Genomic DNA, 21,760 nt, shown 5'->3' with positions numbered 1-21,760 from the left:
CAATAATGTTGACTACAGATTTTTCCGTACAAGCGCAGGCTATGGGATTAGCCGTTCTCGCGGAGTCAGATTTACCTGACGAGATTATCCCTCTGCAAGGTGTGACTGAGGGGTTCTTGCGTGACAACGGGATTTTGCCGTTGGGGTTTGATGGTGAGACCCTGCGTGTGGTGTCGGTACTCCCGATGCCCATTATGGCATTGGAGGGGCTGAAGCAGTTTGCTAGCCAGGCCCAGCTTCATGTCTCTCTGGCGCCCCGCGATGTGATTGAGCAGGGAATTGACCTTGCCTACAAGAAAGGTGCAATGCCTGGAGGCATCGGGCTGGCAGATTCCTATGGTGATGCGGCAGGTCTTGATGAGGATGATCTGGAAGCGCTCAAGCACCAAGCTGAAGATGCACCAGTAGTTAGGTTGGCTCAGTACGTCATTCAGACGGCTGTTGAGGGCAATGCGTCGGATATTCACCTTGAAGTTTATCAAGAGGCTTTCAAGGTGCGTTTGCGGATTGATGGCGTGCTTCATGATATGGAATCGCCTCCAAAACGTATGTTTTTGCCGACCATATCGCATCTGAAGCTGCGTGCCAGAATGAATATCGCGGAGCGACGGTTGCCGCAGGATGGCCGTATCAAGATGACCATCAAAGATCGGGATGTGGACATGCGCGTCTCTACCTTGCCGACGGTTTACGGCGAGAGCATGGTAATCCGTATTCTCGATAAGCAAGAATCAACAATGCATCTGGATGCGCTTGGGTTTGAACCGGCGACGCTCACTGCTTTCCGCAAAGCGATCAGCCAACCGCATGGCATGATTCTAGTAACAGGTCCAACTGGTTCGGGCAAGACGACGACACTCTACGCTGCGTTGGGTGAGATCAATACGCCGGACGTCAAGATCATTACGGTTGAAGACCCCGTCGAATATCAAATGGAAGGGATCAATCAAGTTCAGGTCAAAGCGCAGATCAATCTGACATTTGCCAATGCCCTGCGCTCCATCGTCCGTCAAGATCCTGACATCATCATGGTGGGTGAAATTCGCGATGGTGAAACGGCGGATATCGCTATCCAGTCTGCGTTAACGGGGCACTTAGTGTTTTCAACCATCCATACGAATGACAGCTTCAGCGCTCCGCATCGTTTGCTTGATATGGGGGTTGAAAGCTATCTGATTGCCTCGTCGGTCATCATGGTGCTGGCTCAGCGTCTGGTGCGCGTCATCTGCCCGCACTGTCGGGTAGAGACGCCGGTATCCGCTGCTGATGCGGAGTTTCTTCGTCAGGAAGGCTTTGACCCGGCAGAGGTGTCGCATTTATATCGGGGAGTGGGGTGTCAACACTGTGCAAATACAGGTTATAGCGGTCGAAAAAGTATCTATGAACTATTACCTATTACCGACGCGGTCAAAGCGGCCATCCTGAAGAAGCTACCAGCCGTGGAGATTAAGCAAATTGCACAGAGGGATGGTGTGCGTACCATGCGCCAAGCGGGTATTCATAAGGCGTTGGCAGGTGTGACGACTCTTGAAGAACTCGGTCGGGTGACTCGAGAGGATTGAGGCTTGGCATGGCGGTTTATACATATAGCGTGCGTATCGAAGGGGATGTCGTAAAGGGCAGCCTTGAGGCAGAGTCGGCTGAGCGCGCTGAGCAGTTACTGCGCGAAAATGGCTGGGAGCTGCTATCTGTGAGCGAGAAGCGGCCGCTTCTCAATATGCAGTTTGGTGGCAGCAAGGCCAAGATGGATGACGTGCTGGAGTTCACGGCGCAATTGCGCACGTTAACAGAGGCCGGATTGCCATTGGATCGCGCATTGAAGATTCTGATGGCCACTTTGCCGAATCAATCATTGCGGGGGGTAATCAGAGAGCTGCTATTGGATATCGAAAAGGGGAGCCCTTTGGCTGAAGCGTTTGCCAAGCATCCCTCCATTTTTCCACGTCTATATATCAATATGGTCAAAGCTGGTGAAGAGGGGGGGATTTTGCCTCTGACCTTGGCTCGACTGATCGAATTTTATGAGCGCAGCATCGAGTTTCGTAATTTTCTGATTACTTCTTCCATATATCCAGCGGCGCTTCTCGTATTTGGTTTGTCCGCGCTGGTGGTGCTGACAGTCTTTGTAATTCCCAAATTTGCTGAAGTGTTTACAAATATGGGGAAAGATCTGCCGGGGGCTGCGGCAGTGTTGATTGGGTCCAGCAAATTCTTTACTGAGCATGGAATTGAATTACTCTTGGCGGGTGTTGCAGCGGTCGTACTATTCAATGTCTATGTTCGTACTCCTTCAGGGAAAATGTGGTGGCATAGCATTTTGTTGCGTATGCCAATTGTCGGGGATTTGATTCTTAAAACTAATCTTTCACGGGCCTGTCGTACGCTGGGTACTTTATTGGGTGCAGGGGTTCCTATTTTGAAAGCTTTGCAAATTGTTTCGCAACTTTCAGATAACTTGCCTGTCAATTTGGCACTGTCTCGGTTAGAGCGAGGTATACGGGATGGCGAAGGTTTGGCTGGCCCAATGCGAACCGATCGTTTTTTTCCGCCATTCATGACTAATTTAGTGACGGTGGGCGAAGAGACAGGTGATATTGGCATTATGTTGGTTAAAGTTGCCGATCAGTATGATAACGATGTGCGTAAATCGGCAAAGCGGTTTGTAGCCCTGTTTGAACCTATGATGATTGTGGTAATGGGTGGGCTGATCGGCGCAATTGTAGTGTCTATGCTAACAGCCATTTTCTCCATTAACGAAATGGGCATGTGATTCTGTTCTGATTTCAGCCTGATTATTTTATTTTTTATAGGAAGTTTCCAATGCTGAGAAATAAAAAATCTTTGCCAAGCAAGGCAAGTGGTTTTACTTTGATCGAATTGTTGATTGTAATGGTGATTCTGGGGCTGTTGGCGGCCTTGGTGGGGCCTCGACTGTTTGGTCATGTAGATAGCGCCAAAATAAACTCTACCAAAACCCAGCTTGGCTTGTTTGCAACGGCATTGGATGCGTATCGTCTGGACTTCGGAAAGTATCCAACCACAGAAGAAGGCCTGTCAATGTTGGTAAATAAACCAGCGGATGACGTGCCTGGTGCATCGAAATGGCGTGGCCCTTATTTGAAAAATTCTGGAGTTTTACCAAAAGATGGCTGGGGTAATGATTTCCAGTATAAGGCGCCAGGTGATCATGGTGATTATGATTTGTTCTCTTTTGGTTCGGACGGGAAAGAGGGGGGTGATGGCGATGCTGCAGAGATCGGTAACTGGACTGAGGCTGGCAAAGATGCCAATACTGCCGCCAAGCCCTGATGGATATTTTGATACTTATTTTAAGTGGTGTTGAAGCGCTCTAATTACCTGAAGTTGAATCGACGATCCGGAATTATTTCGGGTCGTCTTTTTGCTTTGGGTTTTACCTTGCTTGAAATGCTCTTGGTGGTATTCCTGGTTGGTTTGGCTAGTGCTTTGGTCGGTCCAAGTATTTTTAAGTTAATCCAAGGCAATGATCTACGCGAAGTGCAGGATCAACTGGAGTATCGGCTTTCGCGATTACATAATCAGGCGATTTTGCAAAATAGGTCGCAAATTGCGACGCTCGATCTGGAACAAAAGCAATGGCATGACGATTTAGGGGATTGGCAGTTGCCGGATAACTGGAAGTTCGACGTTGAGGGCTTGCTAAATCCTGCCATTCAAATGGAGTTTTTTCCCGATGGGAGTGCTCGGCCAGTTTCTTTTGAATTGTCGGACGAAGCTGGTCGCCATACCCGCGTTACCGTCAAAGCGTTGACCGGCCAGATAAAGGTGGAGTTGGTGGATGCCCCTAACAATGAGCGTTAAGCGGAATTTGTTGCGCAATAGCCAGGGCTTCACCTTGATCGAGGTATTGGTGGCCTTGGTGGTGTTGGGTATTGGTGTCGCGTCTGTTTTGACTGCTTATTCGGGGTCTATGCGCATGATGAAGCGCTCCGCAGACTACGAAACAGCGGTATTGCTGGCCAGATCCAAGCTGGATGAAGCAACCGCTGTTCCCGATGCTGAACTGGATGATGATGGTGCGGAAGAACGCTACAACGGGACCTTATTCGCATACCGAATAAGCTGGACTCCTATTCCGCTGCTTGATGAGTCTTTGTCTAAAAAGGCAAAGCTAGCTGTAGGCTTGGATGAGGTGAAGGTTGAAGTCCATTGGGAAGATGAAGGGCAAGACCGCCAGTATTCGTTGATTTCCTATCGCTTGAAGCAAGAGCAAGCAGCCTCAGTCGGGGGGGCAAATCCGGGGGGAGCCCAGACACCCAAGCCGGCTAATCCGACGTCTGCACAGTAGATTCATGATTCCGACTTATAACCCGAATCAGGTAGCGCTGGTCATTCCCACCTTAAACGCGGCGGGCTGGTTTGAACACTGGAGCAAAATGTGGCGTCTTCAGCGCTTTCAGCCTTCGCATTGCTTGGTGATGGATTCCAGTTCAACAGACATGACGTGTGCACTGTTTCGGAGTCTGGGATTTGAGATCGTAAATGTCGCTCAGGGTGATTTTCGTCACGGCGCAACCCGTCAGCAAGCGGTTGACTTATTACCCCCGGAGGTACAGGCCATCATTTTCATGACCCAGGATGCCATCCTGGCCGATGAAAATGCCCTGTTAAATTTGGTGTGCGCACTGGATGACCCTGAGGTTGCGGCTGCTTATGGCCGTCAGCTGCCTCATCAAGATGCAAGCCCTGTTGCTAGCCATGCCCGGCTCTATAACTATCCTGAAATCAGCCATACCAAAGCATTGGCAGACAAAGAGAAATTGGGTCTGAAAGTAGCATTCTGCTCAAATTCTTTTGCGATTTATCGTCGGCTGGCTTTGCAGGCGGTGGGAGGATTCGCCAGTCAGCTGACGTTTGGTGAAGACATGCATGCCGCAGGGCGTCTGCTGCTTCGAGGATGGCTGATCAAGTATTGCGCCGAGGCCCGAGTGCATCATTCTCATAATGAGGGGTTGGCTGCCCTATGGCAGCGCTATCGGGCGATAGGGCAGTTTCATCGCGAAGAAGCCTGGTTGCTTGAATCGTTTGGCAATGTTTCGGGTGAGGGCAAGAAGTACGCTCTTGCCGAGATGTACTACGCTTTGCGCCATGCTCCCCATTGGGCGGTCATTTCGGTACTGCATACCGCGACAAAATGGCTGGCTTATAGAGCCGGAGTGAAGGGTGGCAGGCGCGTTTAGCATACAACATCCTGTATACTCTGCTGTTTTCCCTGCTTCGACCGGGATTTGGCAATACGAAAAATATTCAGAACCTTTAGCGAAAACGCTGGTTCTAAGACGACTCCGAATAGATAGATGACAAGGTTGATAATGCGTATGCAGCCTCTCCGCGTTCGCCCGCTCGTGCAGGCTTTAGCTGGAATTCTTTGCTGTTCTTCCCTCTATGCTGCCGATGCGCCCCCTTCCAGTGGTACGGGGTCGTTGCTGGATGCGATACGTGCCGCGCAGGCACAGCAACAGGCCGCAGGAGGTAAACCACCCGCAAACCCGTTTGCAGTGCCTGCCAAAGTCGATGCGAAGCCAGAGGCCAAGACGGATACCAAGCCCGCAGCGCAGCCTGTTGACTTACCTAAACCCCCGGCCGCAGCGGCGAAAGCAACTGCAGATATAAAGCCGGTGGCTGCGAAGCCTGGCGAGATCAAGCCTGCGGAGACGAAGCCGGCGGATGCCAAGCCCGCAGAAGCCAAACTTGTCGATACCAAGGCTGCACCCGATGCCGTGCCGAGCCCAGACAAATCTACCGCCACCGCAGAGGCCAAAGCTGAGACCAAGCCTGTTAGCAAGCCTCAGGCAAAGCCAATTGCTGCTCGTCGTGAGGTATCGATTCTGCCGCCTGGCGTGTCGCAAGATGGTGGTGGTGTAACCGTTCGGTTTGATAACGCGGATATTTATGAAGTTGTCCAGACCATTCTTGGCGATATTCTGCATCTGGATTACATCGTTGATCCTGGTGTGAACGGTAAGGTTAACTTGAATTCCGTGTCACCTGTCAGTCAAGCAGATCTGTTCCAGTTGTTGCAGAGCGTACTGGCTTATAACGGGGTGTCGATTATCCGGGACGGGAATTTGTACAAAGTGGTGCGTGATGCGTCCGCACCGCGAGACACGATTGGCGGCTCGGCTGTTGGTGAAGGCGGTGCTGTGTTGCAAATCGTGCCGATGAAGTTCATGAAGGCATCCGCATTGGTGAATGTCTTGAAGAGCTTTGTTGGCCCCAATGCCACCATTCAGAATGATCCGACGGATCGTTATCTGATCATTGCTGATCGCGCCAATAACGTGAAGAAGCTGATTGAGATGATCCAGGTTCTGGACCTGGATTATTTGAAGCAGGTGCAGATTAAGCTGATTCAGGTTGCCAAGGGAGATGCGACGGAGCTTGCGAAGGAAATGGAGACGATGTTCAAGTCGTCTACCATGTTCAATATTTCAGGTACCGATGCCAACAAGGTTTCCTTCATGCCGATCAAGCGCATGAATGCAATCCTGATTATTGCTCAGAACGAGGCACTGCTTGGAGCCGCCGAGAACTGGCTGAAAGTATTGGATGATGAGCCCAAACAGGGTATCGGCAATCGCATCAATATCTATCAGGTGCGCAATAGCACAGCAGAGCATCTGGCCAATATGGTGGGGCAGATCTATGGTGCTGCGCCAACTTCTTCTGGTAGCTCATCGTCATCCACTACATCATCGAGTGGCCAAGCGCCCTCGAGAGTTGTGCAGAAGGGTGCCATTCCGGTGGTTAGCGCAGCAGGAGGCTCTGGTGATGTCCAAATTATTGCCAACGAGAAGAATAATTCACTGATTATCAAGGCTAGCCCACAAGACTACCTGCAAATTCGCAAGATTCTGGAAAGTCTGGATACCGTTCCACGTCAAGTGTTGATTCAGGCGAATATTGTTGAAGTTGCGCTGACAGGTAGCAAGAAGTTTGGCTTGGAGTGGTGGCTGAACAATGAAGGTATCAGTATTGATGGTAGGAGCTACAAATCCAAAGGCATTTCATTAAGTGGGGATGGAAAAACTGCTACATTCCCATTTCCTTCGGTAAATCCCGGTTATGGCATGGGCAATACTCCGATAGGTTCTGGTAGGTCAGGTGGTCTACTTTATACAATTTTAGATGCGGCTAATAATCCATTTGTATTGTTGCAAGCGCTGGCGTCGGATTCTGACGTAAACATCATTTCGTCTCCACGCGTTATGGCAACAGATGGCAAAGAGGCGACTTTTGAAATTATTGATAGTGTAGCAACCAAGACGGGCAGCAGTACAAACTCTTCAGGCGGACTTTCTGAGACTTTTCAATACAAAGATGCGGGTATCATTTTTAAATTCAAACCTAGCATCAATGATTCGGGCTTGGTTCAGTTAGAGCTTAGTGGAGAGGTGAGTGAGGTTGCTGATACTAGCGCTGCCAATGGTGCAAACGGTCAGCCACGGTTCAAGAAGCGAAAGGTTAACACCGAAATTACTCTTCAAGAGGGTAAGACTCTACTGATTAGTGGATTTATTAAGGAGAAGCGATCCAACGGTTCAAATGGAATCCCATATGTAAAAGATATTCCCTTTTTGGGAGGATTGTTCGGTGCTGACTCAAAAGAAGTTGAAAAGACGGAGCTAATCTTTACTGTCACCCCTTATATTGTCCGTAATGCAGAAGATGCCGATCGTGTCGGCAAACTACAGGATGAAGCATTGGCACAAGTAAAGAGCTTTACCAACCAGCTGGAGCGGGAGAAGAATCAGCAGCCTCCGCAAAAGCCAGCCAAATAAGCGCTAACCTAAATAATTTGATTACTGGCCGATCGCATGATCGGCCAAATTTATTCTTCCATGCCTCACTTTCTGTCTCGCTGGCTTGGCCTGCGCTATTTATTGGTCCAACTCACCCGTCGCGAGATCGCACAACGATATCGCGGGTCGTGGCTGGGTGGCTTTTGGGTCGTGCTGACCCCTTTGCTGATGTTGTCCGTTTACACTTGGGTCTTTAGTGTGGTGTTTACCGGGCGTTGGATTACAGCTGCTCAATCGGCACACCCGCAGGGTAAGCTTGATTATGCGCTGACCATCTTTGTCGGCCTGTTGGTATTCCAATTGTTTGCCGAATGTATTGCCAGAGCGCCTGCCGTAATTGTTTCCAATGCTAATTACGTCAAGAAAGTGGTGTTTCCTCTGCCCTTGTTGCCTGTCGTATCGCTGGGTGCGGCAATCTTCAATTTCTGCGTTGGCTTGGTGGTTTGGTTGATTTTGTACGGATTCGTACATGGCTTACCCCCCATTACCATATTGGCTTTACCGATTGTTCTGGCGCCTTATTTGTTATTGGTATTGGGCTTGTCATGGGTGCTTGCGGCGACCGGGGTATATCTGAGGGACCTGGCGCCTGTCATTCAGATGGTTGTCATGTTGCTGAACTTTCTTAGCCCCATTTTCTACCCCCTGGAAGGACTACCAGTGTTCGTCAGGGATTGGGCGCTACTGAATCCGCTGGCGCTGATTATCGAACAGGCGCGGTTGGTCATGATTGTTGGGAACTTACCCGACTGGGCGTCGCTCAGTGTCTACAGCCTCGCCGCCGGATTGATCGCAGCGGCAGGTTTGGCCTGGTTCAGATTTACGCGTTCCGGGTTTGCTGACGTTCTGTAATGTGAAGGAGTTCAAACCATGAAATTTGTATTTGCTGCAACTCTGATGGCAGTTTCTGTTAGCGCTTTTGCTGTAGAGCAACCTACGGCTAATCCTTTTGCCAAGCCTGCGGACAATAGTGTGACCAAGCCTGCAGAAGGTAACGAAGCGCCAGCTCCAACCCAAGGGATGAGTCTTGTGGAAGCCATAGAGGCGGCCAGGCAGAGTGGCGGTAGTGGTGCTCCGGCCAACTCCCCGTTTGGAAAGCCTGCGGTGAAGACGCCGGATCAGGGGGCTGAGACAACTACCAATTCTTCCAGCATGTCGCTGATGGAGGCGATTGAGGCAGCCAGACGTGGTGGAGCTCAGCCCGCTCCGGCAGCCAAGCAATAACACTGACGTATGATGAGTCTTAGCCAGCCCTCCTTACTGCCGAGGCATTTGATATGAACGGCGTTCGACAAAGGCGCTGGAGATCTGGACCAACGGGCCAGGCTGGCTTCACTCTGATGGAATTATTGATCGCCATTACCCTGGCCGCTGCGGTCAGCGCTGGGGTTGTGGCGGCGTTTCGGATGGGCATCCAGTTTCTGGAAAGAGGGCAAGCGACTTTCCGCCAGCAGCAGCAAGCGCTGGCGATTGTGCATTTGCTGCGGCACCAGTTTGATCCTGCTTCAATCAGCAAGTTGGAGACGGGGTCACTTCGTTTTGGCGCAACCAGTAAAACACCCGCCCAGAGTCTGGCAATGGAGGGGGCTGCCCTGATTCAGCTTGATTGTCACGAAGATGAAGCCAGCGGTGAATGGACGCTCAGTCAGACGACCTCGGTGCCATCTTCTGGCAAGAGTGAAGCGGAACCGCGACTGGAGTCGGAGTTGAAGCAGGCGAAGGAAGAGGCTGTTGCTGAACAGGAAGATGAGGCCAGTACAGAGACGCTGCTCGAAGGCTTGAGGGTTTGCAACTTCAGCTATCTGGTTAAGGATGCGCCCGCCAAGCCGGATCCTTCTCGAGTTGGAGCGACGCCGGCGGTGACGCCCCCGGCGCTCAATGAGACCGGGAAAGGCGAGAAAGTGTTGGTCAAGACTAAATGGGTGGATGAACCTGGCGAAGGTGAGGTACCGGTCGCCATGCGCTTGCGTCTGGCAGCCTCCGAGCACGAGTTGCCGCCTCTGATTTTTAGCTTGGTCAAGCCATGATGTCTCGGCAGCGGGCGGGTGGCTTTATCCTGATGTATGTGCTGGGTGTGATGATTGTGCTCAGCATGCTTGCACTGTCGGTGGCGTATAAGCAGCGTGTGGCCGTTCAGTTGGTCATCAACGAGAAGGAAACTACCCAACAGGATCTGGTTCTGGATAGCGCAGCGCAGTACACGGTTGCGCAGTTGGCCAGAAGCAAGGCTCTGGAACCTCTGGTTAATATCAAGGATTCGGCTGTAGATGCCCTTGAGCGCTGGCAGGCTGACGGGCACTACCAGATCAGTATTGGTGACGATCAGGTGGCGATTGCAATTGTGGCAAGTGTTGAGCCACCAGATATCAATTTGATTGATGAAGCGGAGTTGATGAGGTTGTTTAAGGCTTTGGGGGCGGAGGAGCCAGCAGCCAAGGAGTACGCAAAGGGTATTCTGCGCAGCCGACCTAAGGATGGTTTTGCAACACTGGATGATTTAGCGAACCTGCCCGATGCTCCAGCTCGTTTTATGCGAGGGAGTGAGGCGGAAGAGGCTGGCGGTGAGAGCGGACCTGCGGCTAAAGGTAAGCATAAAGGCCTGCTTGATCTGGTGACGGTTGGCAGCAAGTCTAAGCAGATCAGCCTGAAGGAATCACCGATTGAGCTGATTGCGGCATTTACCGCTGCACCAAATGAGAAACTGGTCGAATTTGAAGCTTTGCGCCGTAGCAAGCCCAAAGTGGAGGTTGATGAGGCGGTGCGTATTCTGGGGGATGCGGTCCGGCGCCTGCAGGGTAGTGGCAATGTATTCAAAGCAAAGTTGGAGCTGATCGGAAAAAACCGCTATGCGGAAGTGACGATCAAGGAGAGCGGTGGGAAATGGACCACCGAAGGGTTTAAAAAACTGGATGAGGCAAGCCGCGAAAGTACAGCGGAAAAGCCCGAGGCAGAATGACAAGGTGAAACTTGCGATTGCATTGGATGCTGCCGGTATTGATCTTGCGTTGTTAGCGCGAGGCATAACTGGTTGGCGAATTGAGAAAGAGGTCAGATTGCCCTGGCGGGTAGCCCCTACCGCGCAAGAGTCATTTGCTGAGCGGCTGGTTGGTACCATCCGACCGACGTTGCTGGCTTGGGGGGTGAAGCCTCAGACTGAAGCGCTGATCGTTCCCCCGGCAGAGATTGGGGGAATCGCTTCCGCCACTTTCGAAGGCAAGCTGGATGACGAGCAGTTGCGGACCAAGATTGAACAGACTCTGGCTGCCCGGCAGCCTTTCCCGTTGCGAGAGCTGGAGTACGATTCGCGGGTGGTCGTGGCCGGCAAGAATGCCTCCCTGTTGAGCATCTTCTGGTTACCTCGAGGCTGGGTGATTGAATGCAAAGCCGCCTTTGCCCGCCTGGGGGTGCTGATTGCCGAGTTTTATGGCCGGGCGCCTTTACTGGCCGGAAGTCGTGAGAGTAGCCATGCCGCGTGGCTGCTGCTGGAGCAGGCCGGGAATACTGTCAGCGCGTATGCTTTCCGTGCCGGTGTGCCGGAGTTGATGTTCAGTACACCGGCAGATCCTGCTGCTTTGGGGCTGTCGATACAGGCCATGCTTGGAAGCTATGAGGCCCGGCCGATTGTCGGGTCAGGGCTTGATCCGGCACTTGCTCAATCTTGCGCTCGGTTTCAGGAGGGGCGTGCCTTGGTCCAGATCACCCAGGCTTCTGCTGGATATTTGATCTTGCGGCACTGGTTATCCGGGGGGGCGGGTATCTGGGTGAAGCCGGATCCCCAGCTGGTTCTGGCACGTTACACCCCTGCCTTGATTGCCGTTGTGGTGTTGGCATTGGTGGGCGTGGTTGGCGCTTCCTGGTATGAGCGCTCGCTGAGTGCTGAGGTCAAGCAGCTAGGCAGCACTCAGGCCAAACTGGCGCCGACTTTCCGAAAAGTTGAAGCCAAGCAGAGAGAAGTATTTGCATTGCAAGCCCAGCTGGATCGTTTTGATCGTTTTGGCAAGCTCGCTTCACCGCTCGAAACCCTGACCCTGCTATCGGAGAAAATGCCAGAGAAGTCCTGGTTGGTGCGTTATCACTACCGCCCGGAGTCGATAGTGCTGGAAGGATATGGCAGTACTGCCAGTGATGTCGGCAAACTGTTCGGCAAGACCAAGCTGGTGATGACACCGGCCCAAGCGCAAGTTGCCCAAGACCCTAAGCTGAAACCATTTGCCCTGACGCTCAATGAACAACAAGTCAAACCCCGCCCTGCCAAAGCAAACCCCAAGTCAACCGGCAAGCCCACCGAAAAGCCCGCGCTCAAGTCCTGATGCCTGGTGGCGGCGCAGCCGTCGCGATCTGGGGCGCCTCTATCAGCTGATCGGCTTCAAGCCAATTGGTATTGGTCTGGCCGTCTTGTTGGGCGTTGCCGTCTGGGGCGATGGTGTTCAGCAGCGGGTTAGCGCGCTCAAGCAAAATCGCGAGGAACTTTCCCGCGAAGTGGCCAAGATGAAGGCCAAGGTTGAGCTGAAGAAGAAAATTGACGATGCATTGGCTGCCGCCAAACTACAGCAGGGGGGCAATGAGGCGCGTAGCTTTGTGGCTGCGCCGCCTGAAGTGCTGGTCGGTCCCTGGCAGCAAGAGATCCAGTCCCAGGCAGCAGCACTTAAAATTGCAGACATGCAGGCTACTGCGGTGGAAGTTGATGCCAAGAATCCGATTGCTCCTGCTTTGGCTTTGGATCTGACTTTCACTGCTATCCCGCAGCAAGTGGTGGAATTGGTCAAGTCGCTTACTGAGACCACGCGCTTGCAAAGGGTGACAGAACTGGATCTGGATGTTGGGACAGCGGCGCCACCGTATTTGTCTGTGCGGATGCGAGTGGTGGGTATGTACTTCCCGCCCGCACCTAAGCCAGGTAGCAAGACGGGGGTAAAGAAGGATGAGACGGGCACTGCAAGTAATTCTCAGGCCAATTCTTCTGCGGGCATTCCGCCTAAGCCTCCAGCGCAGATGCTAAGTCAGCCAGCTTCTCCGCCTTTGAATCATCCGCCGACGGTTACGCCACCTCCGGCGGCGCAGCCTCAACCTTCCTCTGGACCTCGACCGACTTTTCCGGGTAGTCCGATGGCACCCGCCAAGATGTAATTGCAGGATGCAATCAAAAAGGGCCGTCAGGCCCTTTTTGATTTTTAGGCGCTGTGGACATGTTAATTTTCGGACCGCATTTCGTCGGATTCGAGCCTGATGCTAGGCAGAAATCGCGCCGCTTGGTGATAAGTCACGCGATTTCCCGTCAGGCTGCTCAGGCTGTAAGGCATTGCATTGCAAGCCAACAGCCGGCAGTCAACACCGCAGCAGGCCCAAACACAACTCGTCGCGACCGGAAACAAAACGTCAACAGAGCCTTGCTTGTTTGGTTGCGGCCAGATATGCCTGCAGATCTACTTTTGATGCGCACAGCGCAGGATTGCAGCGGATACAAGGTCGCTGATCCGGGCAAGATATAGGACGCCCATCTCGGGGTAGAAGCGCTGCGGGTCTTCACTGGCGAGCACCAGTACGCCAAAAGGGGTTTCTGCATGCAAGGCCGCCTGAGCGAACGATTTGAGCTGTGGGCCGACTTCTCCCATCCAGTTGATGACTTCATCCGTGACATAAGGCCCGCAGTAAGGGGCGGTTACCAGGCTGTCGGCCAGTGACCGCACTTCGCTGCTGACATCGCTGCACTCAATCAGACTGCTGTCGAGGCCGTCCAGCCACAGGCGGAGGGCAACGTGTGGAACATGAAAGTGCTCCTGCAAGTGGTATTGCAAGGTACCGACCACGCCAGACAGATCGGTTGTCTGCAACAGTGCTGCAGAAAGCTTGTGCACCTTGTCGCCTATCTGGTCGTTTTCTTCGCCAAACTGGATCAGTTCTGCCAGCTTGCCTTCCAGCATCTTGTTCTTTTCGCGCAGCGTCAGAATCTGTCGCTCGGCAATTGGAATGGCCCGTCCGCCATGCGGGTGCGGGATAAAGATTTCTGACAGCAAGTCGGCATACTCCTCGAAGAACTGGGGATTTTGCTGGAGGTAGGTTGCAACGGCAGCAGCGTCAATCGGCATGATGGGTCTCTGGCATGCAAGGTTGGGCAATAGGGCGGTAAAAATACGGGTCTTGTCGATGACAAGTCAGATCTAAATCTCGATTTCGCCTTCGAACACGGTTACGGCAGGGCCAGTCATCCAGACCGGATGCGAGTCTCCCGCCCACTCAATGATGAGCTGCCCCCCTCTGGCCTGGACCTGCACGCGAGCATCGAGCAGGCCCTGGCGTATCCCGCTGACGACGGCAGCGCATGCACCGGTTCCGCAGGCCAAGGTTTCACCGGCGCCGCGCTCGTATACCCGCAGGCGAATTCTGTCGCGTTGGACGATTTGCATGAAGCCGGCGTTGACGCGGGCCGGAAAGCGCGGGTGAGATTCGATTTGCGGGCCCTGCGTGGCGACTGGCGCGGTATCAACGTCTTCGACAATCCTAACCGCATGTGGATTTCCCATCGAGACGGCGCTGATCAGAACCGTCTGGTCGCCAAGCTGCAAGGGATGGCAGACCTGATCCTGCTCGGCGAGGAAGGGGATTTCGGCAGGGGTAAAACGAGGTCGCCCCATGTCTACCGTGACTGACCCGTCTTCTTCCAGTCTTGGGCGAATCAACCCCCGCGCGGTCTCCACAACGATTTCGCGCTTGTCGGTCAAACCATGCTCCGTTACGAAGCGCACAAAACAACGCGAGCCATTGCCGCATTGCTCTACCTCACCGCCATCGGCATTGAAAATGCGGTAGCGGAAGTCAGCTTCGGCATTGCTCGGTGGCTCTACCAACAGAATCTGATCGCAACCGATTCCAAAATGGCGGTCGCCAAGTTGCCGATACTGTTCACGGCTAAGCTGGATGTGCTGGCGTACGCCATCCAGCACAACAAAATCATTGCCAAGGCCCTGCATTTTGGTGAAGCGAAGTTTCATACGGACTTTCTGTCTAGTAACTGAAGCAGGCGGCTGTCAGTATGCCAAAACCCAGCGACAAACCGCCAAGCAACACACCAGCCCCGATCTGATTGGTCTCAACCTGCTTGACGACCTCCGGCAAGAAGGCGAAGCGCACGATGGCGTAGACCAGCAGCTGGGCGAGTAGTGCCACGCCTCCCCAGACCAGCATATCGACAAAGCTCACGCTATGGGCAATCGCCGAGGACAGTGGCACAACGAAGCCGAGCACCGCCCCAGCCAGAGAAAAGGCTGCTGCCTGATTACCTGTGCGTATCAGGGCGATCTCGTCGTAGGGCGTGATGCGGACATAGACTCGGATGAATAGTAGCGTCAGCGTCAGTGCTGCGCCCCAATAGGGCAGAAAGTTGCTGAGGGCGATCAGTTGAGAATCCATGGGCGACCTTTGCGATGGGCTATTCAAAAAAATGCGGGACGAAATGGCTGGTGTTCTGGGTGATGGCCGAAGCATCTTCACGTATGCCAATGCCGGCGGGCTCATTTCCTACCAGCCACGACCCAACCAGGGCGTAGGCATCATCAAACCGTGGCAGGCTGTGAAAGGCCTGATAGACAAAGCCCTCTTCACCATAGTCACCCGCTGTTGTCACGGTCGGGCCCATGCCAACCACGCTGATGTTGGCGCCTTCTCGCGAAAGCAGGGGCTTTTTCACATAAGGCCGACCAGTAAACGCACTGGCGTCGAAATGGCATTCGAGCAAATTGGGATGTCCAGGGTTGAGTTGCCACAAAATCGGCAGAATGCCCTTGTTGGCCAGCAACATGCGCCAAGGGGGCTCAACCCAGCCGGTGGCGGCGCGCGGAATGTCGGGACCGAATGCCTCGGCACACAGCCATTCCCACGGGTAGAGCTTGAACAGCAGGTTGATGGCCTGTTCCTGATTATCGACAAACTGCCGACCATCCCAGCCGACATCGGCAATGTCCAGGCATTCGATCGGCCAGCCGGCCTGGCTTGCGCAGTCGGCCAGATATTCGAGATTGCCGACATCTTCTTCGTTGTCATAAAGACAAGCCAGATGCAGCTTGTGTGCGTCCGGCCAATGCTGGCGTAGCGTCTTCCAGCGTTCGATCAACTTCTCGTGCAAGCTGTTGAATTGGTCGGCCTGCGGATTCCAATCCTGTAGCCAGAACCACTGTGCGATGCTTGACTCAATCAAGGAGGTGGGGGTGTCGGCATTGAATTCGTAGAGTTTGGGGGGCGACAGGCCATCGTAGGCAAGGTCAAACCGGCCAAACAGACTGGGGTCTTGGCGGCGCCAGGAATCTTCGATCAGCGGAATGGCGTGTGGCGGTATCGCCAGCTCCCGATAGCGCTTCTCACGTACGACATGCTCTACCGCCTGCAAACATAGCTGGTTGAGCGCAGCCGTGACGTCATCAAGTTCGTCGATCTGGGCGCTGCTGAAGCGATAGGCCAGCTCATCCCGCCAGTAAACGCCATCAATACTATGAAAGTGAAAGCCGACAGACTCCATTTTCCGCTGCCAGCCGGGACGAGGAGGAACTTTGATCCTTTGCATCAGCCGCCTCCATGACTGCCGTGGCCGATTGAACCGAAGCCGCCACGGCTGACAGATGAATGGCTGGTAGAGATGGCGCGGCTGCTCGACAACTTGCCGTAGCGCATACTTTCACGGCCGTTGTAGTGGAATACCCGGCCATTGCTAGTGTAGTGCGGCCCCCAGTAGGAGTAGCCGGTGCTGCCATTCGAGCGACGGTATGATTCTTCCCGGCAGTCTTCGGGGGGCCATTCTTTCAGGCAGTCTTCTCGGCTGGCGTACATATTGCGTTTGGTTTGAACCTGCTCACTGCAGCCGGCCAAGGTGGCACTGCCAATCAGCGTCAGGACAACAAGCTTGCTTTTGCGGGACACGTTAGCTCCATCGACGACACGGGCGGGGGTATTTGGCGCCAAAGCTGCAGGTCGTGCAAGTACGGCGCGCTTTGCTGATTAATCGGCTATCCGCCGCAAAATCTCAAGGCGACGGTCGCGCCTACAGGCAAAGTCGGTTGTATTCGACCATCAGGCAACGATCCATGACTACCCAGATGCCGGCAGCCTGTGCGCGTGCTGCCGCCGACTCATTGATAATGCCTTGCTGGATCCACAAGGCCGGCAGGTTCAGGGCAATGCAGTCATCGACAATCACATCCAGCTCGCTGGCATTGCGAAAGACATTGACCAGATCAATCTGGCCGGGAACCTCTGCCAGTGAGCCGAAGGCCGGACTGTCCAGAACGCTTGTCACGGCAGGTCGAACCGGCACGATCTCGAAGCCCCAGCGCTGCATGCGGGAAGACACCCGATAGCTGGGACGGGTTGGGTTCGGTGATAACCCGACCACGGCAATCCGCCGGATTTGTTTGAGGCGATCACGAATTTCACGGTCTGAGGGTTGCTGAAACATGCCGGGCACTCCTTGAGGGGAGTGCCCAGTTTGCCTGAGATGCGGCTTGCAAAATAGCTTTGGGACAGAATCTAGAGGGAGTGGATTGGTCTGTGAGAGGGGACTCTTTGCCGAGGGGCAGAGGTTCAGTTGACGTTGCGCTTCCTATCCGGCTATCAAGCGTCAACTGCGTTTAGAGCAGTAGGAATGAGCCGCAAGCCAGTGCTCCGCCCAGGCAGGCTCCTGCCAGCACGTCGCTGGGATAATGCAGTCCCAGAACTGGCCGGCTGGCGGCAACCAGCGCGGTGAACAGCCACAGCGCAGGCTGCAGGTAAGGAAAGTAGACGCTGGCCACCAATGTGAACGACACCGCATGCAGGGTGTGGCCGGAGGGAAAGCTGTACAGGTCGAGCGCGGCGGTGGCGGGGATGATCCCGGCCTGGCGCATGAACGGGCGTGGCCGGGCAGTTTGTCGCTTCAGCCATTTGTAGACCAGCAGGCTGGCAATGCCGACCACTGTCATGTGCAGCACGCCACGGGCCGCCTCGGCACCGAACACCGCCAGCAGGCAGAGCATCAGGGCATACCAGAAGAGACCATCTCCCAACCGGCTGACACCGATGAACAGTCCACGTAGCAAACGATGCCGGCTGACCCGGTTGCAACGCAGGGTCAGTGACTGATCCCATTCGATAAGCAGAGCTTTGGTCTGACTGAGCTGCATGGCAAATCTCCTTGGCAGATGGGCGGTGACGGATCTCTACTGGGCCAGTGCGGCGTTGGGATGGGGGGGGAGTGAGGCGCGGCCCTGCAATAGTTGGGACAGAATGGTTTCGAACCGGTCAATGATTGCGTCCCAGCCGATCGCCTCCACACTGCGCCGGGCGGCGGTACCCAGATCGCGCATCACACTGGGGTAGCTCGCGGCATAGCGTGCGAGTTCGATGAATTCCTCCTCGTCGCCAAGCGGCGCTACCAACCCGTTGCACCGATGCCGGACATGGTTGCGGGCTGCCGCGTAGTTGTAGGCAACGACTCCCAGGCCGCTGGCCATGGCTTCGAGGGTGACGTTGCCGTAAGTCTCGGTCTCGCTGGCAAACAGGAAGGCATCCGCCGAGGCGTAGTGGCTGGCCAGTGCTTCGTGCCTTTGTATTCCACAAAACACATGCTCGGGATGCGCGGCTGCCAGCGCAGCCCGTTCCGGCCCATCGCCAACCCACACCATGCGGCTATCCGGGCGGATCTCCCGCATGGCGGCAAACGCCTGCAGGACCAGGGGCAGATTCTTCTCAGCGGCCAGCCTGCCAACATAAGCTACCACCTGGGTCTGCGGGCTGACGCCCCAGTGTTGCCGCAAGGCATCGCTACGCCGTTCCGGGTGGTAAAGCTGGGTATCGACGCCCCGCGCCACGGTTTCGACTCGTTGCAGACCGATGCGACCCAGTTCCTCAGCAATTTCGCTGGTAGGCACCAGCGCCAGTTGGCCGTTGTTGTGAAAGCGGCGCAGATAAGCGGTGACCGGGCCCTTCAGCCAGCCAAAGCCGTAGTGCTCGCTGTAGCGATGGAAGTTGGTGTGAAACTCGGTCAATGCCGGGATGCCAAGCTGTTTGGCCGCACGCAAGGCTGACCAGCCGAGTGGCCCTTCCGTCACGACCACTACCAGATCAGGACGATGCTCACGCCAGGCCTTCAGCAGTAAACGGACGGAGGGCAAACCCAGCCGCAAATCGCGGTAAAGCGGGCATACCATGCCAGGGGCCAGCTGCTCGTGATAGCTGCCGGATTGGGCTGGCTGATCGTGGCGATGCTGACGCGGCCGGGTCAGAATGATGCGATGACCTCGCGCCAGCAGCCCGGTCACCATACGGCTGACCGTCATTGCGACGCCGTTGACCTCTGGCGGAAAGGTTTCGGTGACAAATGCCAGGCAAAGTGAGCGTTTGGTATCCATGCAACTCACTTTGATCTAGTCAGATTGCCGTCGAGTGAATATGTAGTGACGGTTTTATGACTCGAAAATCCCTGTCACTGCCGTCTGCGCGACCAGCTTGCGCAGAGCGCCGGACGGCCGATAATGAGATTTGGGCCGGGATCATCAAGGGGCGGAATCATGCTGAATCGCTGCAGCCTTCCTTATGCGTTGACCGCCTGTGCCATGGCTGCGGCGGCGGAGGCATCAGCGGAACCGATGGTGGTGAGTTATATCAGCAAGCCGCCGTATTACTACACCGAGGCCGGCCAGGCAAAAGGCTTTCTGCTGGAGCGCTCCCGCGAGATGTTTCGGCATGCAGGGATCGAGCCTCAATTCGAAGAGCGGCCTGCCAAGCGGATATTGTCGGAAATGGAGCAGGCGCAGGAGCCGACTTGTTCGATTGGCTGGTTCAAGAATCCCGAGAGGGAAAAGTTTGCGCGATTCAGTGTGGCTATCCATCAAGATCAACCGATGGCAGTGCTGACACATGCGGATAGGGCTGCCAAGGTTCGCCAGCACAAATCCTTGCAGGAGCTGACCGAGAACCTTTCCTTGCGACTGGTGGTGACCGACGGCTATTCCTACGGGCCGTATATCGACAACTTGATTGCCGCCATGGGGCGGCGAGTGGAACGGGCCAGCGTGTCTCCTGTGACCAATCTGCGCAAGGTTGGGGTTGGCTTTGTGGACTACGCGATTGTCGATGTCGATGAGTTGACCTATCTGCGCCAGATGCCCGAGCTGAAGGGGTTGAAACTGGAAACGGTGCCGTTTCCTGACATCCCTGCCGGAAACGTCCGCTACATCATGTGTGCCAGAACGATCGGTGTAGAGCTGATGCAACGCATCAACACCGCGATCCAGACGGTTTTTCCCAACAAGCCTTAGGCTCTGTTGACCTTAGGTTTGCCGTTGCGCGGGATCGGCTATCGCTTTGATGTCTGGCTGATTGCGATCAGCGGCGCCATTGCGGCATGGTGTCGAAAATCTGCTGCCAGTCGAAATATGGGCCGGGATCGGTTTTGCGGCTCGGGGCGATGTCGTGGTGACCGGCGATCGAGGCAATCGGATAGGCAGCTTGCAGCGCAGTCAGTAGCGATAGCAGGCTGCGGTATTGCGCGGGCGCAAAGGGGTCGTCATCGCCACCTTCCAGTTCAATGCCAATCGAAAAATCATTGCAGCGCTCCCGTCCTTGCCAGCTGGAAACACCGGCATGCCATGCCCGTTGGCCGCAGGCTACAAACTGCACCAATTCCCCATCGCGCCGAATGAAAAAGTGCGCAGACACCCGTAGCTGGTGGATTCCTTCGTAGTAAGGGTGCTCGGCGGGATCAAGCTGGTTGAGAAACAGCTGCTCTACACCCGGCCCGCCAAACTGGCGCGGGGGCAGGCTGATTGCGTGGATGACCACGAGATCAATCCTCTGGCCATCTGGCCGGGCATCGAAGTTGGGCGAAGGGATCTGGCGCGCCTGCGGACACCAGCCGTTGGGGTCGATTTCGAGAGAGTGAGTCATGGTTTGAGGGCGGAAGAGGGTGGGAGCGGGCGGGCTGCTTTTGCAATCAAATCGTGATTCTGGCGATAAATGGGCCAAAATAGCGGGTTTTCCAGTTGTTGTTGACGTTTTGTTTCGGTCGCGCCGGATCGATTTTGGGGGGCGGGCGACGTTAGGGCTCGCTCATTTAGTTTGTCAGGCCGCGCTCACCCTGCCCGGCGAGACCGAAAACGAAACGTCAACCGCGCCTGGTCGAGTACCCGGCAAATTGGCAGCAAAGCCGGGAATGTGGTCCCGCTATTCTAGGCGCTATTGCAACGGTTTTGAGGGGTGTATCAAACCAATGCCAGTGGCCTGGGTTCAATGATTCAAGGAAATTGCCGATGTCCCATGCCTTAGAACATCTGTTCGAAAACAATCGCCGCTGGGCGGCAGAGATTACGGCAGCGCAACCCGATTTCTTCGAGCTGTTATCACGTCAACAAACCCCAGAGTATCTATGGATCGGCTGCGCTGACAGCCGGGTGCCGGCCAACGAGCTGATCGGCTTGTTGCCTGGTGAGGTGTTCGTCCATCGCAATGTGGCCAACCTGATTGTTCATTCTGATCTGAACTGCCTGTCAACCATCCAGTTTGCAGTCGAGTTGCTGAAGGTCCGGCACATCATGGTCTGTGGCCATTATGGCTGCGGCGGGATTCGCACGGTCTTTGAGAAGAAGCGGGTGGGTCTGGCCGATAACTGGTTGCGCCATATTCATGACATCCGTCGCGCGCATCGGCTGCGGCTGCAGGATGTCCCCCCTGAGCAGCGCTTCGATCGCCTGTGTGAACTGAATGTGATTGAACAGGTGGTCAATGCCTGCCAGACCACCATCGTGCAGGATGCCTGGTCTCAGGGGCAAGACCTGACGGTTCATGGTCTGATTTACCAGCTGAAGGACGGATTGCTGCAGGATCTGCGGATTTCGATTTCTTCTTCAGACCAGCTGGTGGATAGCTACGCAGCAGCGCTGGATGCGCTGGGCTAGGTT

The 21,760-nt window shown here is 54.7% G+C and carries 24 protein-coding genes; 15 read left to right on the top strand and 9 right to left on the bottom strand.

Features of this window, described 5'->3' with window-relative positions; translation table 11 throughout:
- Nucleotides 1-5: 5 nt before the first annotated feature.
- From PZA18_RS02290 to PZA18_RS02230, 13 genes are all read left to right on the top strand, one after another.
- Entirely contained in the window at nucleotides 6-1,562 is a 1,557-nt protein-coding gene (locus tag PZA18_RS02290; protein WP_284099163.1) for a GspE/PulE family protein, read from the top strand.
- Nucleotides 1,563-1,570: 8 nt separating this feature from the next.
- The gene (locus PZA18_RS02285; protein WP_284099162.1) at nucleotides 1,571-2,770 is read left to right on the top strand and encodes a type II secretion system F family protein; all 1,200 of its coding nucleotides are present in this window, start codon (nucleotides 1,571-1,573) and stop codon (nucleotides 2,768-2,770) included.
- A 50-nt stretch (nucleotides 2,771-2,820) separates the two neighbouring features.
- A complete protein-coding gene (gene gspG, locus PZA18_RS02280; protein ID WP_284099161.1) occupies nucleotides 2,821-3,309 on the top strand; it encodes a type II secretion system major pseudopilin GspG in 489 nt (162 codons plus the stop codon).
- A gap of 30 nt (nucleotides 3,310-3,339) precedes the next feature.
- Complete coding sequence (locus tag PZA18_RS02275; protein WP_284099160.1) at nucleotides 3,340-3,840, top strand: prepilin-type N-terminal cleavage/methylation domain-containing protein; 501 nt, start codon at nucleotides 3,340-3,342, stop codon at nucleotides 3,838-3,840.
- The gene (locus tag PZA18_RS02270; RefSeq protein ID WP_284099159.1) at nucleotides 3,818-4,327 is read left to right on the top strand and encodes a type IV pilus modification PilV family protein; all 510 of its coding nucleotides are present in this window, start codon (nucleotides 3,818-3,820) and stop codon (nucleotides 4,325-4,327) included. Before PZA18_RS02275 ends, PZA18_RS02270 begins: the two co-directional genes overlap by 23 nt.
- Before the next feature lie 4 nt (nucleotides 4,328-4,331).
- Nucleotides 4,332-5,219 carry a glycosyltransferase gene (locus tag PZA18_RS02265; protein WP_284099158.1) on the top strand — a complete coding sequence of 296 codons (888 nt, stop codon included), beginning with the start codon at nucleotides 4,332-4,334 and terminating at the stop codon, nucleotides 5,217-5,219.
- A gap of 138 nt (nucleotides 5,220-5,357) precedes the next feature.
- Entirely contained in the window at nucleotides 5,358-7,820 is a 2,463-nt protein-coding gene (gene gspD / locus PZA18_RS02260; protein ID WP_284099157.1) for a type II secretion system secretin GspD, read from the top strand.
- 36 nt (nucleotides 7,821-7,856) lie between these two features.
- Nucleotides 7,857-8,693 carry an ABC transporter permease gene (locus PZA18_RS02255; RefSeq protein ID WP_284099156.1) on the top strand — a complete coding sequence of 279 codons (837 nt, stop codon included), beginning with the start codon at nucleotides 7,857-7,859 and terminating at the stop codon, nucleotides 8,691-8,693.
- Between the two features lie 18 nt (nucleotides 8,694-8,711).
- A complete protein-coding gene (locus PZA18_RS02250; RefSeq protein ID WP_284099155.1) occupies nucleotides 8,712-9,065 on the top strand; it encodes a hypothetical protein in 354 nt (117 codons plus the stop codon).
- Nucleotides 9,066-9,118: 53 nt separating this feature from the next.
- Nucleotides 9,119-9,868, top strand: coding sequence for a prepilin-type N-terminal cleavage/methylation domain-containing protein (locus PZA18_RS02245; RefSeq protein ID WP_331488585.1), 750 nt, complete (start codon nucleotides 9,119-9,121; stop codon nucleotides 9,866-9,868).
- On the top strand, nucleotides 9,865-10,797 hold the full coding sequence (locus PZA18_RS02240; protein ID WP_284099153.1) for a hypothetical protein: 933 nt from the start codon (nucleotides 9,865-9,867) through the stop codon (nucleotides 10,795-10,797). The genes PZA18_RS02245 and PZA18_RS02240 overlap by 4 nt, the downstream gene beginning before the upstream one ends.
- Before the next feature lie 4 nt (nucleotides 10,798-10,801).
- Nucleotides 10,802-12,151, top strand: a complete 1,350-nt coding sequence (locus tag PZA18_RS02235) for a hypothetical protein (protein ID WP_284099152.1) — start codon at nucleotides 10,802-10,804, stop codon at nucleotides 12,149-12,151.
- Nucleotides 12,066-12,968, top strand: coding sequence for a hypothetical protein (locus tag PZA18_RS02230; RefSeq protein WP_284099151.1), 903 nt, complete (start codon nucleotides 12,066-12,068; stop codon nucleotides 12,966-12,968). Before PZA18_RS02235 ends, PZA18_RS02230 begins: the two co-directional genes overlap by 86 nt.
- Before the next feature lie 296 nt (nucleotides 12,969-13,264).
- Here PZA18_RS02230 and PZA18_RS02225 read toward each other — a convergent pair whose 3' ends face one another.
- The 8 genes from PZA18_RS02225 to PZA18_RS02190 form a co-directional block, all read right to left on the bottom strand.
- Nucleotides 13,265-13,927, bottom strand: coding sequence for a DUF484 family protein (locus tag PZA18_RS02225; RefSeq protein WP_284099150.1), 663 nt, complete (start codon nucleotides 13,925-13,927; stop codon nucleotides 13,265-13,267).
- Nucleotides 13,928-13,999: 72 nt separating this feature from the next.
- On the bottom strand, nucleotides 14,000-14,830 hold the full coding sequence (gene dapF / locus PZA18_RS02220; RefSeq protein ID WP_284099149.1) for a diaminopimelate epimerase: 831 nt from the start codon (nucleotides 14,828-14,830) through the stop codon (nucleotides 14,000-14,002).
- 13 nt (nucleotides 14,831-14,843) lie between these two features.
- Entirely contained in the window at nucleotides 14,844-15,248 is a 405-nt protein-coding gene (locus tag PZA18_RS02215; protein ID WP_284099148.1) for a DUF350 domain-containing protein, read from the bottom strand.
- Between the two features lie 19 nt (nucleotides 15,249-15,267).
- Nucleotides 15,268-16,395: a glutathionylspermidine synthase family protein gene (locus PZA18_RS02210; protein WP_284099147.1), complete on the bottom strand. Its 1,128-nt coding sequence runs from the start codon at nucleotides 16,393-16,395 to the stop codon at nucleotides 15,268-15,270.
- Entirely contained in the window at nucleotides 16,395-16,748 is a 354-nt protein-coding gene (locus tag PZA18_RS02205; RefSeq protein ID WP_284099146.1) for a hypothetical protein, read from the bottom strand. Before PZA18_RS02205 ends, PZA18_RS02210 begins: the two co-directional genes overlap by 1 nt.
- Nucleotides 16,749-16,869: 121 nt before the next feature.
- Nucleotides 16,870-17,283: a CoA-binding protein gene (locus tag PZA18_RS02200; protein ID WP_284099145.1), complete on the bottom strand. Its 414-nt coding sequence runs from the start codon at nucleotides 17,281-17,283 to the stop codon at nucleotides 16,870-16,872.
- A 172-nt stretch (nucleotides 17,284-17,455) separates the two neighbouring features.
- Complete coding sequence (locus PZA18_RS02195) at nucleotides 17,456-17,986, bottom strand: phosphatase PAP2 family protein (protein ID WP_284099144.1); 531 nt, start codon at nucleotides 17,984-17,986, stop codon at nucleotides 17,456-17,458.
- A 36-nt stretch (nucleotides 17,987-18,022) separates the two neighbouring features.
- Nucleotides 18,023-19,213 carry a glycosyltransferase family 4 protein gene (locus tag PZA18_RS02190; protein WP_284099143.1) on the bottom strand — a complete coding sequence of 397 codons (1,191 nt, stop codon included), beginning with the start codon at nucleotides 19,211-19,213 and terminating at the stop codon, nucleotides 18,023-18,025.
- Nucleotides 19,214-19,372: 159 nt separating this feature from the next.
- On the opposite strand from PZA18_RS02190, the gene PZA18_RS02185 reads away from it, so the two are divergent.
- The gene (locus PZA18_RS02185) at nucleotides 19,373-20,122 is read left to right on the top strand and encodes a substrate-binding periplasmic protein (protein WP_284099142.1); all 750 of its coding nucleotides are present in this window, start codon (nucleotides 19,373-19,375) and stop codon (nucleotides 20,120-20,122) included.
- 67 nt (nucleotides 20,123-20,189) lie between these two features.
- Here the strand turns inward: PZA18_RS02185 and ampD are convergent, their stop codons facing one another.
- Nucleotides 20,190-20,750 carry a 1,6-anhydro-N-acetylmuramyl-L-alanine amidase AmpD gene (ampD, locus tag PZA18_RS02180; RefSeq protein WP_284099141.1) on the bottom strand — a complete coding sequence of 187 codons (561 nt, stop codon included), beginning with the start codon at nucleotides 20,748-20,750 and terminating at the stop codon, nucleotides 20,190-20,192.
- A gap of 362 nt (nucleotides 20,751-21,112) precedes the next feature.
- Here ampD and can point away from each other — a divergent pair, with 362 nt between their 5' ends.
- Entirely contained in the window at nucleotides 21,113-21,757 is a 645-nt protein-coding gene (can, locus tag PZA18_RS02175; RefSeq protein ID WP_284099140.1) for a carbonate dehydratase, read from the top strand.
- Nucleotides 21,758-21,760: the final 3 nt, after the last annotated feature.

This window comes from Parachitinimonas caeni, from assembly GCF_030129945.1.
In the GTDB taxonomy this organism is placed as follows: Bacteria; Pseudomonadota; Gammaproteobacteria; order Burkholderiales; family Chitinimonadaceae; genus Parachitinimonas; species Parachitinimonas caeni.
The sequence above is the reverse complement of the archived record's forward strand: the minus strand, read 5'-3'. Positions and strand labels throughout refer to the sequence as shown.